The sequence below is a fragment of the Streptosporangium sp. NBC_01639 genome (genome assembly GCF_045209755.1).
Lineage (GTDB): Bacteria > Actinomycetota > Actinomycetes > Streptosporangiales > Streptosporangiaceae > Streptosporangium.
In genome coordinates, this window is record NZ_CP109272.1 from 4,219,519 (window position 1) to 4,234,341 (window position 14,823).

10 protein-coding genes are annotated in these 14,823 nt (G+C 68.9%); 7 read left to right on the forward strand and 3 right to left on the reverse strand.

Features of this window, described 5'->3' with window-relative positions:
* Positions 1-50: 50 nt before the first annotated feature.
* Both OHA77_RS19135 and OHA77_RS19140 read left to right on the forward strand, forming a co-directional pair.
* Positions 51-881 carry a putative RNA methyltransferase gene (locus OHA77_RS19135; RefSeq protein WP_406319367.1) on the forward strand — a complete coding sequence of 277 codons (831 nt, stop codon included), beginning with the start codon at positions 51-53 and terminating at the stop codon, positions 879-881.
* Positions 882-1,055: 174 nt separating this feature from the next.
* Complete coding sequence (locus tag OHA77_RS19140; protein WP_406319368.1) at positions 1,056-2,822, forward strand: prolyl oligopeptidase family serine peptidase; 1,767 nt, start codon at positions 1,056-1,058, stop codon at positions 2,820-2,822.
* Between the two features lie 98 nt (positions 2,823-2,920).
* Here the strand turns inward: OHA77_RS19140 and OHA77_RS19145 are convergent, their stop codons facing one another.
* The gene (locus OHA77_RS19145; protein ID WP_326819304.1) at positions 2,921-4,459 is read right to left on the reverse strand and encodes a SpoIIE family protein phosphatase; all 1,539 of its coding nucleotides are present in this window, start codon (positions 4,457-4,459) and stop codon (positions 2,921-2,923) included.
* A 122-nt stretch (positions 4,460-4,581) separates the two neighbouring features.
* Between OHA77_RS19145 and OHA77_RS19150 the strand changes: the two genes are divergently transcribed.
* Together OHA77_RS19150 and OHA77_RS19155 are read left to right on the forward strand one after the other, a co-directional pair.
* Positions 4,582-8,757 carry a HAMP domain-containing protein gene (locus OHA77_RS19150; protein WP_326819303.1) on the forward strand — a complete coding sequence of 1,392 codons (4,176 nt, stop codon included), beginning with the start codon at positions 4,582-4,584 and terminating at the stop codon, positions 8,755-8,757.
* Between the two features lie 2 nt (positions 8,758-8,759).
* A complete protein-coding gene (locus OHA77_RS19155; RefSeq protein WP_326819302.1) occupies positions 8,760-9,392 on the forward strand; it encodes a response regulator in 633 nt (210 codons plus the stop codon).
* Between the two features lie 658 nt (positions 9,393-10,050).
* Here the strand turns inward: OHA77_RS19155 and OHA77_RS19160 are convergent.
* Positions 10,051-11,079 (reverse strand): LLM class flavin-dependent oxidoreductase, encoded by a 1,029-nt coding sequence (locus OHA77_RS19160; protein WP_326819301.1) that lies wholly within the window; start codon positions 11,077-11,079, stop codon positions 10,051-10,053.
* 478 nt (positions 11,080-11,557) lie between these two features.
* Here OHA77_RS19160 and OHA77_RS19165 point away from each other — a divergent pair, with 478 nt between their 5' ends.
* A complete protein-coding gene (locus OHA77_RS19165) occupies positions 11,558-12,238 on the forward strand; it encodes a DUF899 family protein (RefSeq protein ID WP_406319370.1) in 681 nt (226 codons plus the stop codon).
* Between the two features lie 257 nt (positions 12,239-12,495).
* Here the strand turns inward: OHA77_RS19165 and OHA77_RS19170 are convergent, their stop codons facing one another.
* Positions 12,496-12,840: a hypothetical protein gene (locus OHA77_RS19170; protein WP_406319372.1), complete on the reverse strand. Its 345-nt coding sequence runs from the start codon at positions 12,838-12,840 to the stop codon at positions 12,496-12,498.
* 207 nt (positions 12,841-13,047) lie between these two features.
* Between OHA77_RS19170 and OHA77_RS19175 the strand changes: the two genes are divergently transcribed.
* Together OHA77_RS19175 and OHA77_RS19180 are read left to right on the forward strand one after the other, a co-directional pair.
* Positions 13,048-13,893: an alpha/beta fold hydrolase gene (locus tag OHA77_RS19175; RefSeq protein WP_406319374.1), complete on the forward strand. Its 846-nt coding sequence runs from the start codon at positions 13,048-13,050 to the stop codon at positions 13,891-13,893.
* 22 nt (positions 13,894-13,915) lie between these two features.
* On the forward strand, positions 13,916-14,743 hold the full coding sequence (locus OHA77_RS19180) for an alpha/beta fold hydrolase (protein WP_406319376.1): 828 nt from the start codon (positions 13,916-13,918) through the stop codon (positions 14,741-14,743).
* Positions 14,744-14,823: the final 80 nt, after the last annotated feature.

Sequence of the window (14,823 nt, forward strand, 5' to 3'; positions counted from 1 at the left end):
GCGGACCGGGGCGGCGTCCGGTCCCGTCCGGAAGACGGGATGATGGGGGAATGCTGGACGACGTCGTCGACTTTCTCATCTGCCCGGTCTGCGGCGACGGGTTGAGCCTGGGCGACCGGGTTCTCCGCTGCTCACAAGGCCATGCCTTCGACGTCGCCAGACAGGGATATGTCAGCCTGCTGACCGGTTCCCAGTCCCCCGGCACGGCCGACAGCACGGCGATGGTGGCGGCCAGGGAGGCCTTTCTGGGGGCGGGGCATTTCGACCCCCTGGCGGAGGCGGTCGCAGGCGCCTGCCGTACCGACGTGAAGGTGATCGCGGACGCGGGCGCGGGGACCGGACACTACCTCTCCCGGGCACTCGACCGGATCCCGGGAACCGTCGGAATCGCGCTGGACGTGTCCAAGCACGCCATCAGGCGGGCCGCGCGGGCGCATCCCCGGCTCGGGGCGGTGGTGGCCGACGTGTGGAGGCCCCTGCCCCTCGGAGACCGCACGGTGGACGTGGTCCTCAACGTGTTCGCGCCCCGCAACGGGGCGGAGTTCGCCCGGGTGCTCCGGGACGACGGTGCGCTGGTGGTGGTCACCCCCACGGCACGGCACCTCGCACCGCTGGTGGAGCGGCTGGGGCTGCTCTCGGTGGACGAGTCGAAGGAGCGGCGGGTGGCGGAGAGCCTGGGCGGCCACTTCGTCGAAGCCGGGCAGAGTGTCCACGAGTTCGAGATGGCCCTGGGGCACGAGGCGGTCGAAGCGGTCGTGGGGATGGGCCCCAGCGCCTGGCACACCGCGCCGGAAGACATGCGAAGAAAAATAATGGAACTACCGAAAACAAGTTATGTGACCGCTTCTTTTCGCATGTCTACCTTCAAGCACCTCTTCTGATCAAGTGGCGCGCTTGACAGTTTCCTTCAGAACACATGTCACTGAAGGGGTATTTAGTCCTAAATTCCGCCACATTACACAGGCAAATGGGTGAGGGAACCGACATACTGGACGGCAATCGGCGAGCCCGCGCCCGGACGCCTGAAGCGAACGCCTTGACGGAGGGAACGCCATATGAAGGCGGAGGAGCGCTGGCAGGCCAGGTTCCAGGCGCCGCGCGTGACACTGCCCGTGTGGGCGCGCCGGGCTCCCGCCCGCGCCATGTACCGCAGCAACGCCTCCGGCGCCTGGGAGATCTACGCCTGGGACCGGGCGACGGGCTCCGCCCGCCAGGCGACCACCCGGCCCATGGGCACAGCGCACGGCGCGATCGATCCCGGTGGCCAGTCGATCTGGTGGTTCTCCGACACCGACGGCGACGAGTGGGGCCGCTGGATGCGCCAGCCCTTCATGGGCGGCCCCGACGAGCCCGTCGAGCTCGCACCCGGCTACCCGGCGGGGATCGCCCTCTCCGCGACGGGCGAGGCCGCGATCGGCATCGCCCGGCCGGGTGAGGGTTTCACGATCCACCTCGTACGGCCCGGCAGGCCCGCCCAGACGATCTACGAGCACGCCGAAGCCGCCTCGGTGGCCGCCATGTCCCTGGACGGCTCCCTGATCGCGATCAGCCACAGCGAGCACGGCGACTCCCGGCACCCCTCGCTCAGAGTGGTCAGGCAGAACGGCGACACCGTCGGCGACCTGCACGACGGTCCCGGCAGGGGCGTCCTCGGCCTGCACTTCGCGCCCATCATGGGCGACCGACGGCTGCTGACCCTGCACGAGCGCAGGAACCGCCCGGAACCGCTGGTCTGGGATCCGGAGAGTGACGACCGGCGGGAGATCTGGCTACGCGACCCCGGTGAGATCACCGCGGACTGGTACGACGACGGCCGCTCACTGCTCGTCGTCCGGCGCAACCGCGGCCGCACCCACCTGCACCGCTACGACCTGCCCGGCGGCAGGCTCTTCCCGATCGAGACCCAGCACGGTGTGATCGACGCCGCCGTGCCCCGCCCCGACGGCTCCGTCGAGTACTCCTGGTCCAGCGGCGCCCACCCGCCGGTGATCCGGTCGAGCAGCGGCCATGTGGTGCTGAACCACGGCGGACCCACCTCCCCGCCGTCCGTTCCGGTGGAGGACGTCGACGTGGAGGGCCCCGACGGGTGGATCCACGCACTGGTGTCCCGCCCCGAACGCGGATCGGGACCGTTCCCGACGGTCTTCCTGCTGCACGGCGGGCCGGGTTCGCAGGACAACGACTCCTTCGTGCCGCAGGTCGCCGCATGGGTGGACCTCGGCTTCGCGGTCGTCCGGGTCAACTACCGGGGCTCGACCGGCTACGGCTCGGCCTGGCGGGACGCGCTGACCGGCGAGGTCGGGCACATCGAGCTGTCCGACGTTGCCGCCGTCAGAGAGGTCGTGGTCGCGCGCGGCATCGCCGACCCCGACCGGCTCGTCCTGTCCGGAGCCTCCTGGGGCGGCTACCTCACCCTGCTCGGCCTGGGCAGCCAGCCCAAGGTGTGGGCGGCGGGCATCGCCACGGCGCCCATCGCCGACCACCGGGCCGCCTACGAGGCGGAGACCGAGGCGCTACGGGCCTACCACCGGGCGCTACTCGGCGGCTCCCCCGCCGAGCAGCCGGAACGGTACGCGCACTGCTCGCCGATCACCTACGTCGACCAGGTCCAGGCACCGCTGCTGATCCTGGCCGGGGAGAACGACCCCCGCTCCCCGATCGGGCAGATCGACGCCTACGTGTCCCGGCTCGCCGAACGCGGCCACGAGCACACCGTCCACCGCTACGACGCGGGCCACGGCTCGCTGGTCGTCTCCGAGCGCATCGCACAGATGGCGGCCCAGCTCGAGTTCGCCCGCAAGCACGTCAGAACGGAGAGCTGACCTGCTCCCCGCCCCGAAGGACGGGGATTCCCAGGCAGCTCGCGCGGCGGTTCGCGGCACACCGCGAACCGTGGAACGGGGTGCGTGGCCGCCGTCTCCTATCGGGCGCGCAGGACCACGATCGCCAGGTCGTCCGCGCTCGGCTCCGGGGCGAAGTCCTGCACGGCCCGGCGGATCCGCTCGGCGACCGCCCTCGCCGACAGTCCCACGCACTCGGCCAGCAGTTTGGCCAGCCCACCGTCGTCGTCGAGCAGCCGGCCGTCCTGGCGCCGCTCGGTCACCCCGTCGGTCACCGCGAGGAGCACGTCGCCGGGGTCGAGGTGGACGAGCTCGGCCTTGAAGGTCGCCTCGGGGAAGACCCCCAGCAGCGACTGGGAGGTCACCACCGTGTCCACGACCCCGGTGGGCCGCAGCCGGATCGCCTCGGGATGGCCGGCCGAGACCATCCACACATCCAGCCCGGTCGGCACGGGCTTGATCTCACCGTGCAGCAGGGTCAGGAACCGCGCCCGCTCCCCCTCCTCCAGGATCGCCTGGTTGAGACGGTCGAGGACGGCCGCCACGCCGTACCCCTCCCTGGCGAGCAGGCGCAGGGTATGACGGGCCAGGCCGGTGACCGCGGCCGCCTCGGGGCCCGTGCCGCAGACGTCGCCGACGGCGAACCGCCAGGAGCCGTCCCCGGCGGCGAACAGGTCGTAGAAGTCGCCCCCGACCTCGTTGGTCTCCCCCGCGGGCTCGTAGACCACGGCGGGGTCGAGCCCGGGGATCTCGCCCGGCTCGTTGGGAGGGAGCAGGCTGCGCTGCAGCGCCCGGTTGGCGGCCGCCTGGGTGGCGTAGAGCCGGGCGTTGTCCATGGCGAGAGCCGCGCGGCGGCCGATGTCCTCGGCGTACTGGAAGACGTCCTCGGCGAACCGGTCGGGTCGGCCCAGGCACATCGCCCCCAGCGCCCGCCCTCGTGCGAGCAGCGGTATGACGAGCATCTGCGAGTCGCCGAGCTGCATGGAACCGCCGGCCTGCGGGATCTGGGCCGTGAGAAGCTCCTCGCGCAGGCCGTCGATGCGCCGCTCGTCGGTGTGCCACAGGTAGGCCGGCCGCTGCGGGCCGCCGTCGCCGCTCCACGTGTAGACGGCGCACCAGGTGGCCAGCCGGGGCACGACGATCTGCGAGATGATCGCGGGCACCATGTCCGGGTCGAGGGTGCCGGCCAGCAGGTCGCTGGCATCGGCGAGGAAGCCCAGCCAGACCGGTCCCCGGCTGGGCTGGTCGGTGGACCACTCCGCCGCCACCCGCTCGGTGGAGCCGGACAGGTGCAGTCGCGCCCAGTGGACGCGGTGCTCACCGGCGAAGGTGACACCCCACTCGTCGACCGGCACGGTGGGGGCGTCGGGCGTCGCCCCGGGAGCGTCCTTCCGGCGGACCTCAAGCCGGACGCCGTTCCCGAAGTGGCTCCAGATGACCTCGAATGGCGCCTCGGGCACCTGTGCGGCGAACTCCTCCGCCAGCTGCTCGGCCTGGGCGAGCAGGGGCGTGGCGGCCCAGGCGGTCATCACCTCTCTGGTGAACCGTCTGACGGCGGGGACGGCCGTGTCTCCTGGGGCGAACGTCGCAGCCAGGACGGCTCGGGGAGCATTGGTCATCATTCCGTGCCTACCACACTTCTTGTCGGCATGGGGTAAATCGAAGGCGGGACTACGGGTTGCGCACCGTGACAGACTGGGATGACTCGCGGCTGCGCCCCCCCGGGAGTCAAGGAGGTCACATGACCACGGCCAACACCGTGCCTGACGTCGAGGAGCGACGTTACAGTGAATCGGACCTGAAGCCGATTCTTCAGACGCTCATCACCTGGCGCGACGGTGACTTCCGTCGCCGGGTGCCGCATGCCCCTCCCGGGATTCTGAGTGAGATCCGTCTGCTGCTCAACGAGGTCGCCGACCGTCGGGAGCACCTCGCCAACGAGCTCCACCGGGTCCGCCGCGAGGTGGTGAAGGAGGGCCGCTTCGGCGAGCGCCTCACCGCGGGTCCAGGCGTGGGTTCCTGGGCGGAGAGCGTCGACTCGGTGAACGCCCTGATCGACGCCCTGGTCGGGCCGGTCAGCGGCGCGGCGGACGTGATCGACGCGGTGGCCAAGGGAGACCTCTCCCGGCGGATAGACCTCGATCGCAGCGCGCGGGGCGAGGTGCGCCGCCTCGGCAAGGCGATCAACGGCATGGTCGACCAGCTCTCGCTGTTCACCTCCGAGGTGACACGCGTGGCGCGCGAGGTCGGCACCGAGGGCCGCCTGGGCGGCCGGGCGAACGTACGGGGCATGTCGGGGAGCTGGCGCGACCTCACCGAGGCCGTGAACACCATGTCCAGCCGTGTCTCCGCACAGGTCCGCGACATCGCGCTGGTCACCACGGCCGTCGCGCGGGGCGACCTGAGCCGCAAGGTCACCGTCGACGCGGTCGGTGAGATGTTCGAGCTGAAGAACACCGTCAACACGATGGTCGACCAGCTGTCGGCGTTCGCCGAGGAGGTCACCCGGGTCGCCCGCGAGGTCGGCACCGAGGGCGAGCTGGGCGGCCAGGCCCAGGTGCGCGGCGTCTCCGGCGTCTGGAAGGACTTGACCGACAATGTCAACGTCATGGCGAGCAATCTGACCACCCAGGTCCGGGCGATCGCGGCGGTGTCCACGGCGGTGGCGCAGGGCGACCTGTCCAAGAAGATCACCGCGGACGCGCAGGGGGAGATCCTCCAGCTCAAGGACACCCTCAACACCATGGTCGACCAGCTGTCGATGTTCGCCGACGAGGTCACCCGGGTCGCCCGCGAGGTCGGCACCGAAGGACAGCTCGGCGGCCAGGCCCGCGTCCGAGGCGTCTCCGGCGTCTGGAAGGACCTCACCGACAACGTCAACTCCATGGCCAACAACCTGACCTACCAGGTCCGCAACATCGCCGAGGTCACCACCGCCGTCGCCACGGGCGACCTGACCCGCAAGATCGACGTGGACGCGCAGGGCGAGATCCTCGCCCTGAAGACCACCATCAACACCATGGTCGACCAGCTGTCCTCCTTCGCCTCCGAGGTGAGCCGGGTGGCCCGCGAGGTCGGGTCCGAAGGGCAGCTCGGCGGCCAGGCCCAGGTGCGCGGGGTGTCGGGCACCTGGAAGGACCTGACCGACAACGTCAACGTCATGGCCAACAACCTGACCACCCAGGTCCGCCAGATCGCGGCGGTGTCCACCGCGGTGGCCCAGGGCAACCTGTCCAAGAAGATCACCGCAGACGCGCAGGGGGAGATCCTCCAGCTCAAGGACACCCTCAACACCATGGTCGACCAGCTGTCGATGTTCGCCGACGAGGTCACCCGGGTCGCCCGCGAGGTCGGCACCGAAGGACAGCTCGGCGGCCAGGCCCGCGTCCGAGGCGTCTCCGGCGTCTGGAAAGACCTCACCGACAACGTCAACTCCATGGCCAACAACCTGACCTACCAGGTCCGCAACATCGCCGAGGTCACCACCGCCGTCGCCAACGGCAACCTGACCCGCAAGATCGACGTGAACGCGCAGGGCGAGATCCTCGCCCTGAAGACCACCATCAACACCATGGTCGACCAGCTGTCCTCCTTCGCCTCCGAGGTCACCCGCGTGGCCCGCGAGGTCGGCTCCGAGGGCAAACTGGGCGGCCAGGCCCGGGTCGAGGGCGCCGAGGGCATCTGGAAGCGGCTCACCGAGAACGTCAACGAGCTGGCCGGCCGCCTCACCACCCAGGTCCGGGCGATCGCCGAGGTCACCACCGCCGTCGCCCGCGGCGACCTGACCCGCTCGATCACCGTCGACGCCGGGGGTGAGATCGGCGAGCTCAAGGACAACATCAACACGATGGTGTCCGTGCTCCGCGACACCACCACCGCCAACCAGGAGCAGGACTGGCTGAAGTCCAACCTGGCGCGGATCTCCCGGCTCATGCAGGGCCACCGCGACCTGATGGAGGTCGCCAAGCTCATCATGGGCGAGCTGACTCCCCTGGTCTCCGCCCACTACGGCGCCTTCTACCTGGCCGAACCCACCGGTGACCACGACCTCTACCTGATCGCCGGATACGGCGCCCGCCCCGGTTCGAAGATCCGCCAGCGTTTCGCGGTCGGCGAGGGGATCGTCGGGCAGGCCGCCTTCGAGGGTAAGCGGATCATCCTGGAGAACGTTCCCGCGAAATACCTCACCGTGGACAGCGGTCTCAGCTCCTCCACCCCTGCCCAGATCGTCGTGGTGCCCATCCTGTTCGAGGCCCAGGTCCTCGGCGTGGTGGAGCTGGCCTCGTTCAGCCAGTTCGGCGAGGTCCACCACGACTTCATGACCCAGCTCGTCGAGACCATCGGCGTCACGATGAACACGATCATCGCCAACTCCCGGACCGAAGACCTGCTGACCGAGTCGCAGCGTCTCACCACCGAGTTGCAGGAACGCTCCGACGAGCTTCAGCGTCAGCAGGAGGAGCTCCGCCGCTCCAACGCCGAACTGGAGGACAAGGCCGCACTGCTGGCCAAGCAGAACCGGGCCATCGAGATCCAGAACTTCCAGATCGAGCAGGCCCGCCGTACGCTGGAGGAGCGTGCCGAGCAGCTCGCGGTCTCCTCGCGCTACAAGTCCGAGTTCCTGGCCAACATGTCCCACGAGCTGCGCACTCCGCTGAACAGCCTGCTGGTGCTGGCCAAGCTGCTCACCGAGAACGCCGAGGGCAACCTCACCCTCCAGCAGGTGGAGTTCGCCAGGACCATCCACGGCGCCGGCTCCGCCCTGCTCCAGTTGATCAACGACATCCTCGACCTGTCCAAGGTCGAGGCCGGTCGGATGGACATCCATCCTCAGCAGATCTCGCTGCCCAAGCTCGTCGACTACTTCGAGGCCACCTTCGCGCCACTGGCCCAAGACAAGGGCCTGTCGTTCGCGGTCGAGGTGGACCCGTCGATTCCACAGGAGCTCCGTACCGACGAGCAGCGCCTCCAGCAGGTGCTGCGCAACCTGCTCTCCAACGCGATCAAATTCACCCCCAGGGGCGAGGTGCGGCTGCGGGTGATCCGCGCCCAGCGCGCGGTGGCCTTCGTGGACGACACCCTGCGCGGCGCCGACGACATCCTGGCCTTCGAGGTGGTCGACACCGGCATCGGCATCGCCGCCGACAAGCTGGAGGTCATCTTCGAGGCGTTCCGCCAGGCGGACGGCACCACCAGCCGCAAGTACGGCGGGACCGGCCTGGGTCTGTCCATCTGCCGCGAGATCGCCCGCCTGCTCGGCGGCGAGATCCATGTGCTCAGCGAGGTCGGCCAGGGAAGCACCTTCACCCTCTACCTGCCGCCGTCCTACGGCGGGCCGCTGGCCTCCCGCGACGGCGGAGCGGCCGCTCCGAACTCCTCGCCCCGCAACCAGACGCTCGTCGGAGTGCTGGAGGAGCCCGACAACCTGCCGTCGCTCGCGCTGCCGGAGAGTCTGCCGGAAACGGATTTCCCGCAGAACGAGGGCCCGCCCTGGAAGGGCGGCGACGACCCGCTCGCCGGAGCCAAGATCCTGATCGTGGACGACGACATCCGTAACGTGTTCGCGCTGACCAGCGTGCTCGAACGGTACGGCTCCACCGTGGTCTACGCGGAGAACGGCCGTGAGGGCATCGAACAGCTCGAACGCAACGAGGACGTCGCCCTGGTCCTGATGGACATCATGATGCCCGAGATGGACGGCTGGGCCACCACGTCCGCGATCCGCCGGATGCCGCAGTTCGCCGATCTGCCGATCATCGCGCTTACCGCTAAGGTCATGCAGGGCGACCGGGAGAAGAGCATCGCGTCCGGCGCCTCCGACTATGTGCCCAAGCCCGTGGACGTCGACCGCCTGCTGGAACGCCTGCGCGGCTGGCTCACCCGGGGTAAGGCAAGCGACTCCGACGAAGGGGAGTGATGATGCCGGATCGAGCCAAGATCCTCCTGGTCGACGACCGGGAGGAGAACCTGATCGCGCTCGAGGCCATTCTCAGCTCCCTCGACCTGATCCCTGTCCGGGCCAGATCGGGCGAGGAAGCGCTCAAAGCGCTGCTGAGCACCGAGTTCGCGCTGATCCTGCTGGATGTGCGCATGCCCGGCATGGACGGCTTCGAGACCGCGTCTCACATCAAGCGCCGCGAGCGCACGCGCAACATCCCGATCATCTTCCTGACCGTCATCGACAGCGCCCCCGACTACGCCTTTCGCAGCTACGCCGCCGGGGCCGTCGACTACCTCACCAAGCCGTTCGACCCCTGGGTGCTCCGGGCCAAGGTCGCGGTGTTCGTCGAGCTCTACAACATGAACCGCCGTCTGGCCGAGCAGGCGTCCATGCTCCGCGACCGCCTCGGCTCCGAGCTTCCCCCCGGCGAGGCGACCGACCAGGCGGCCGTGCTCCCCGAGCTGTCCAAGCGGCTCAGCGCGGTCGAGGACGAACTCGTCCGGGTCAGTGAGCTGGCTCGCAAGTCCAACGACCCGAGCCTCTCCAGTCCGCTGTCCGACCTCTCCCACCGACTCAGCCATCTCCGGGCGGGCCTCGACGCGCTCACCTGACCTGGGCCCGGTGTGGAAGGTGTTTCGCCGTTTGCGGTGCGGGTGTTTCGGGTTTCGCTGTGCGGGTGTTCCGGGTTTCGCTGTGCGTGGTGCGGGTGTTTCGGGGGTTCGCCGTTCGCGCTGCGGTGGGTGGGTGTTCCGGCCGGCCGTCGCAGTCACCGTCTCGTTTTTCAGGCCTCCGGCCTGACGGGCGCAGTGGTCGCGCTTTTTTATAAGCCGGCCGGAACACCCACCCACCTCCGCGCCAGGCTGCCTCGCCGTACGGCGTGCGGACCGTAGCTGCTTGCTTTCCGGCCGCCCATGGATCTCGCTGATGCTGAAGCAAGCTCTATGGGACCGTTCAGGGCCGGTCGCCGTAGCTGACGCGTTTCTCTCCGACCAGTGCAGGGCCGGGCACCGGGCCGCTCACTTCCGGCCGCCGGCGGGCCCTGTGAGGCTGAAGCGATCCGTTCAGGGCCGGTCGCCGTAGCTGACGCGTTCCTCTCCGGCCAGTGCAGGGTCAGGCGGAGAGGGCGAAACTCCAGACCGGCGAGGGCCGGGCTGTGATCACTCCCGCTCGGCCTCTTGGACATCCCTTACCGCTCCCGATCCGCCTTCGGCGACCGGTTGCTTTCCCGGCATCGGGGTTCCCACTATGAGGAGATCCGAGGCAGGGGTGTTACGCCAGTGTGGCGCGTACGACCGGAACCACGTCGGCGAAGAAGCGCTCCAGGTGCCCGCGGGTCGTCGCGGCGTCGGTGAAGAAGAAGCCTTCGAAGCCGACGCCGAACAGGTCGTTGCCGAAATCCTCGTGCAGGGCCAGGAGTTTGTCGGTGATCTGGGCCGGGCTGCCGATGAGCGCCGAGCCCCGTTCGACGAAGTCCTCAAGACTGTCGTACGGGAAACCGTTGCTCGCCGCCACGGGCTGCTGCCGAAAACGTTCGAACGCCGGGCGGGCCAGCGCGTACGCGTCCTGGGACCGGGTGGCGATCACCGGTGAATGGGCGCCGACGGCGAGGGGGATCGCCACCGGGTCGTGCCCGTGGAACGCCAGGCGCTCCCGATAGTGCCGCACGAGCCTCAGATAGTGCTCGGCCGGTTTGAAGCCGTTCGCCGAGTACAGCGGATCGCCCCAGGACGCGGCGAGTTCGGTGGATTGCTCGCTCGACGCCGAGCCGTGCCACACGCGAGGCGCGGGCGCCTGGAAGGGACGCGGCCGAGTCGTTGCCTCATGCAGATCCGGCCGGAACCGTCCCGACCACGTGACCGCCTCCTCCCGCCACAGCCGCCGCAGGAGCTCGTAGCCTTCGGCCAGCCGATCCCACTGCTCCTCCTGCCGCGCTCCGAAGAGCTTCAGGGACGGCGCGTCGTTACCCTTGCCGATGACCAGTTCCAGGCGTCCCTGGCTGAGGTGGTCGAGCATCGCGTAGTCCTCGGCCACCCGCACAGGATCGTTGAGAGACAGCACGGTCACCGTCGTGAACAGCCGGATGGACGACGTCTTCGCGGCGATGTGCGAGAGCAGCACCGCCGGCGAGGAGGAGAGGAAGCCAGGGTTGTGTCGCTCCCCCACGCCGAAACCGTCGTAACCGAGGTCTTCGGCCCACACCGCGAGGTCCACGGTAGCGCGGAGCCTTTCGTGCTCGGTCTCTCCTGGCAGCGACAACGCCGGGTCGGTCGACAGCAGGGTGCTTGCGAGGAATTTCATACCCCCACCTTTCTTCCTAATTTCTACCTGAATAGTAGGTTGGAGGCAGCCGGGAGTGAGAAATAATCCTTGAGTTCATTTGAGCTCGTTGTGGCCTGCGTAGCCCCAGAACTTGGGTTTGTCGGCCGGCGCTCCGGCTTCGTCGAGATTTGATGGGGTTTCGGGGATTCTAAGGTCTATCGTCCTCGTCGTTCGGCTTGCTCTGATGGCGAAGGCGAGGAGGCCGGAATCGGCGGTGGCGCGGGATCCGCGAGTGGCGCGTGCTCCGGCCACGGTGGAGGACCTGGAGACCGATGTGCCGGCCGGTTTCGGGGTATGGGAAACATCGAGACCGGATCGTGCGCTAAGCCATGTCCGAGCATGTCAGCGCTGTTGGACTCCTCTCCGGGTGTCGGCTTGGGACCGCCATGGACTTGGAGAGCTGGGGGACCCGGGGATCGGACCGGGGACCGGGGAATCGCTACCCCAGGAGGACGCCATGCGGCAGACAAAACCGGCCGGCGAATCGGCGGAGTACCTCGCCGCCCGCGAGGAACTGCGCTTGGCCGAGATCGACCTCATGCGCCACCGCGAGAAGGTCGCGGCCCAGCGGCGGGCGCTCCCGCAGGGGCCGCCCGTCGACGACTACGTCTTCATCGAGGGCCCCGCCGACCTCGACGCGGGCGACGCACCGATCCGCGAGGTCTCCCTCAGCGGGCTCTTCACCGCGTCGGACCGCCCGCTGATCGTCTACCACTTGATGTACGGCAAGCTGCAGACCGACCCGTGCCCCATGTGCACCCTGTGGATCGACGGCTTCAACGGCATCGCCCACCACATCGCCCAGAACGCCGACTTCGCCATCGCCGCGGCCGCCGACCCGCCCGCCCTGCGGCAGCACGCCCGCAACCGCGGCTGGCACCGGCTGCGACTGCTGAGCTGCGGCGACAGCACCTTCAAGTACGATCTTGGCAGCGAGGACAAGAACGGCGAACAGGACTCCACCATCTCCGTCTTCACCCGCGACGACAACGGCGGGGTCCGCCATTTCTACTCCACCCACCCTCGCATGGCCGACGACATCGACCAGCGCGGCATCGACCTCCTCGCCCCCGCCTGGCACCTCCTCGACCTCACCCCTTACGGCCGGGGCGACTGGTTCCCGAGCCTCGACTACTGACCTTCGGTCACCGACCCGAGCACGATCGCGCCGACCGGCAGCACAGCCGTCAGCGCGGACACGACCAGGGCCTTCTTCACCAGAAAGGGCCTCCTTCCGAACATGTCCCCAGCCGCCGTGCAACGGTGTGAGAAGTAATCGGTCTGGCAAGCGTGCAGGTGAGAACAGGGTCCGGTGGCCAAGAGCCTGACCGAGACGAGCGAGCGCGAGTACTTCGCGCAGCGGCATCCCCGGCCCGCCTCCGGCTCAAGCCATGATCAACCCGCTTCCAGAGCGTCTGCCCGCCGCGTCAGGTCTGCTGCGATGTCGTCCCAGTCCGGTCCGTGCAACCACAGGTTCTCGGCGGCCTCTCGCATCAGTGCCGGCTCGTCCGGTCGCTGCAGAAGGACCAGCCGATAGGACAGGTTGCGAACCCAGACCGGCAGACGGCCGTCGACCACGTGCGGGCAGAGCTCACGCAGCATGGCCAGGATCGAACCCGCGTCAGCGAAGGTCAGCTCTTCTAGGAAATAGCGCTCCTGATGGTCGAGGTCGCACTCTGGCGTAGGCCGGTACTCGTCTCCGTAGAGACACCGGGCGTGCTCCGTCAGGGTGCTGTGCATGTTCTGGAGCGTACGACGCCTTGAGCCGCCGGACAGGCCCCGGGCCTCCTCCCCGATCTTCATCAGGGTTCGGCGCAGCTCGACTCCAGCCACACCGGAACATGCATCAAAAAAAGATACATCTGTCTTGATGCATCTATTTTGATGCTTTATGGTTGTGTCAGACGGACCGACCGGCCAAACCGGCCGACTGAGAGGACACCACCGATGCGCACCACCACGACAGACACCACCACGGGCCGGCTGCCCGTTCCCGGCGCCACGCTCTACTACGAACTCCGCGGCACCGGCCCGATGCTGCTCATCTCCCAGAGCGGCGAAGGCGACGCCGGACGCAGCACCGACCTGACCGACCACCTCATGAGCGACTACACCGTGCTGTCCTACGACCGCCGCGGCCTGTCACGCAGCACCCTGGACGACCCCACCCGCGGAGCCTCCATGGCCGAACACGCCGACGACGTACACCGGCTCCTGGCCGCCCTCACCGACGAACCGGTCCTCATGCTCGGCTGCAGCCTCGGCGCCTCCATCGGATTCCACCTGGCCGTCGACCACCCCGGCCAGATCAGCACCCTCATCGCCCACGAACCCGTCACCCCGCGGCTGCTGCCCGCCGACCAGCGCGCCCACCACGAACAGGAACTCGCCCACATCCAGCAGATCCACCGCCGCGACGGCCTGCCCGCGACCCTCAAGATGGTCGCCCAGGTGCTCGGCATCGACCCCGCCAACCCCGACGCCGAACCCGGCCTCACCCCCCAGCCGATGACCCCCCAGCGGGTACGCAACTTCGACTACTTCCTCCAGCACGACTTCACCGCGGTCATCGACGACACCCTCGACGTCGCCGCACTCACCACCACTCCCACCCGCATCGTGCCGGCCCTCGGCCGTACCACCCCACGCACCGTCTTCGACAACAAATGCGCCTTCGCTCTGGCCGATCTGCTCGGCACCGACCTGCATCACTTCCCAGGCGGCCACAACGGCAACACCACCCACCCGAAGGCCTACGCCACCGCCCTTCGCAACGCCCTCAGCGCCGTCTGACCCCCGCAAGGAGACCCCCGCAATGAAGAGCCACCTGCTGCCCGTCTCCGGCGCCGACCTGTACTACCAGGTCCGCGGCACCGGCCCGCTGCTGCTCCTTCTTCAGGGCGGCGACGGCGACGCAGACCGCACCACCGACCTGGTCGACCAGCTGATCGGCGATTACACCGTGGTCACCTACGACCGCCGCGGCCTCTCACGCAGCCTTCTCACCGATCCCGCCCGGCCGGTGTCCATGGACACCCACGCCGACGACGTCCACCACCTTCTGAACACCCTCACCGATGAGCCCGCGCACCTGTTCGGCTCCAGCTTCGGCGGCCTCGTCGCGCTGACCCTGACCGCCCGCCACCCCGAGCAGGTGGCCGCCCTCGTCGCCCACGAACCCGGCGCGATCGGCCTGCTGTCCGACGACCAGCGCACCCCCCTCGCGCAGAACCTGGACCAGCTGGCGGAGACCTACCACCAGCAGGGCGCCCTCGCGGCCATGACCGAAATGGGCGCGCTCGTCGGCATCGACCTGACCACCCTGGAAACCGAGCCCGACCTCACCGTCCAGCAGCAGGCCCCTGAACAGCGGGCGGCCAACATCCACTTCCTGCTCACCAACGACGTGCCGGCACTCAGGCGCAGCACACTGGGCGCCACCGACATAACCGCCCTGAAGAACACCCCCGCCCGCATCGTCCCCGCCGCCGGCCGCACCTCCCTCACCCCCGCCTTCCCCTACCAATGCGCCGCAGCACTCGCCGGCCTCCTCGGCACCGACCTCACCTACTTCCCTGGCTGCCACAACGGCAACACCACTCACCCCCGCGCCTTCGCCACCCGCCTCCGCGAAATCCTCTGACCCGGCCCAGAACGGTGTCCTGCCGATTCACCTCCGGGCCGCGCGGATGCCGACACTGGCCAGGTCTCACGCCGACGGCC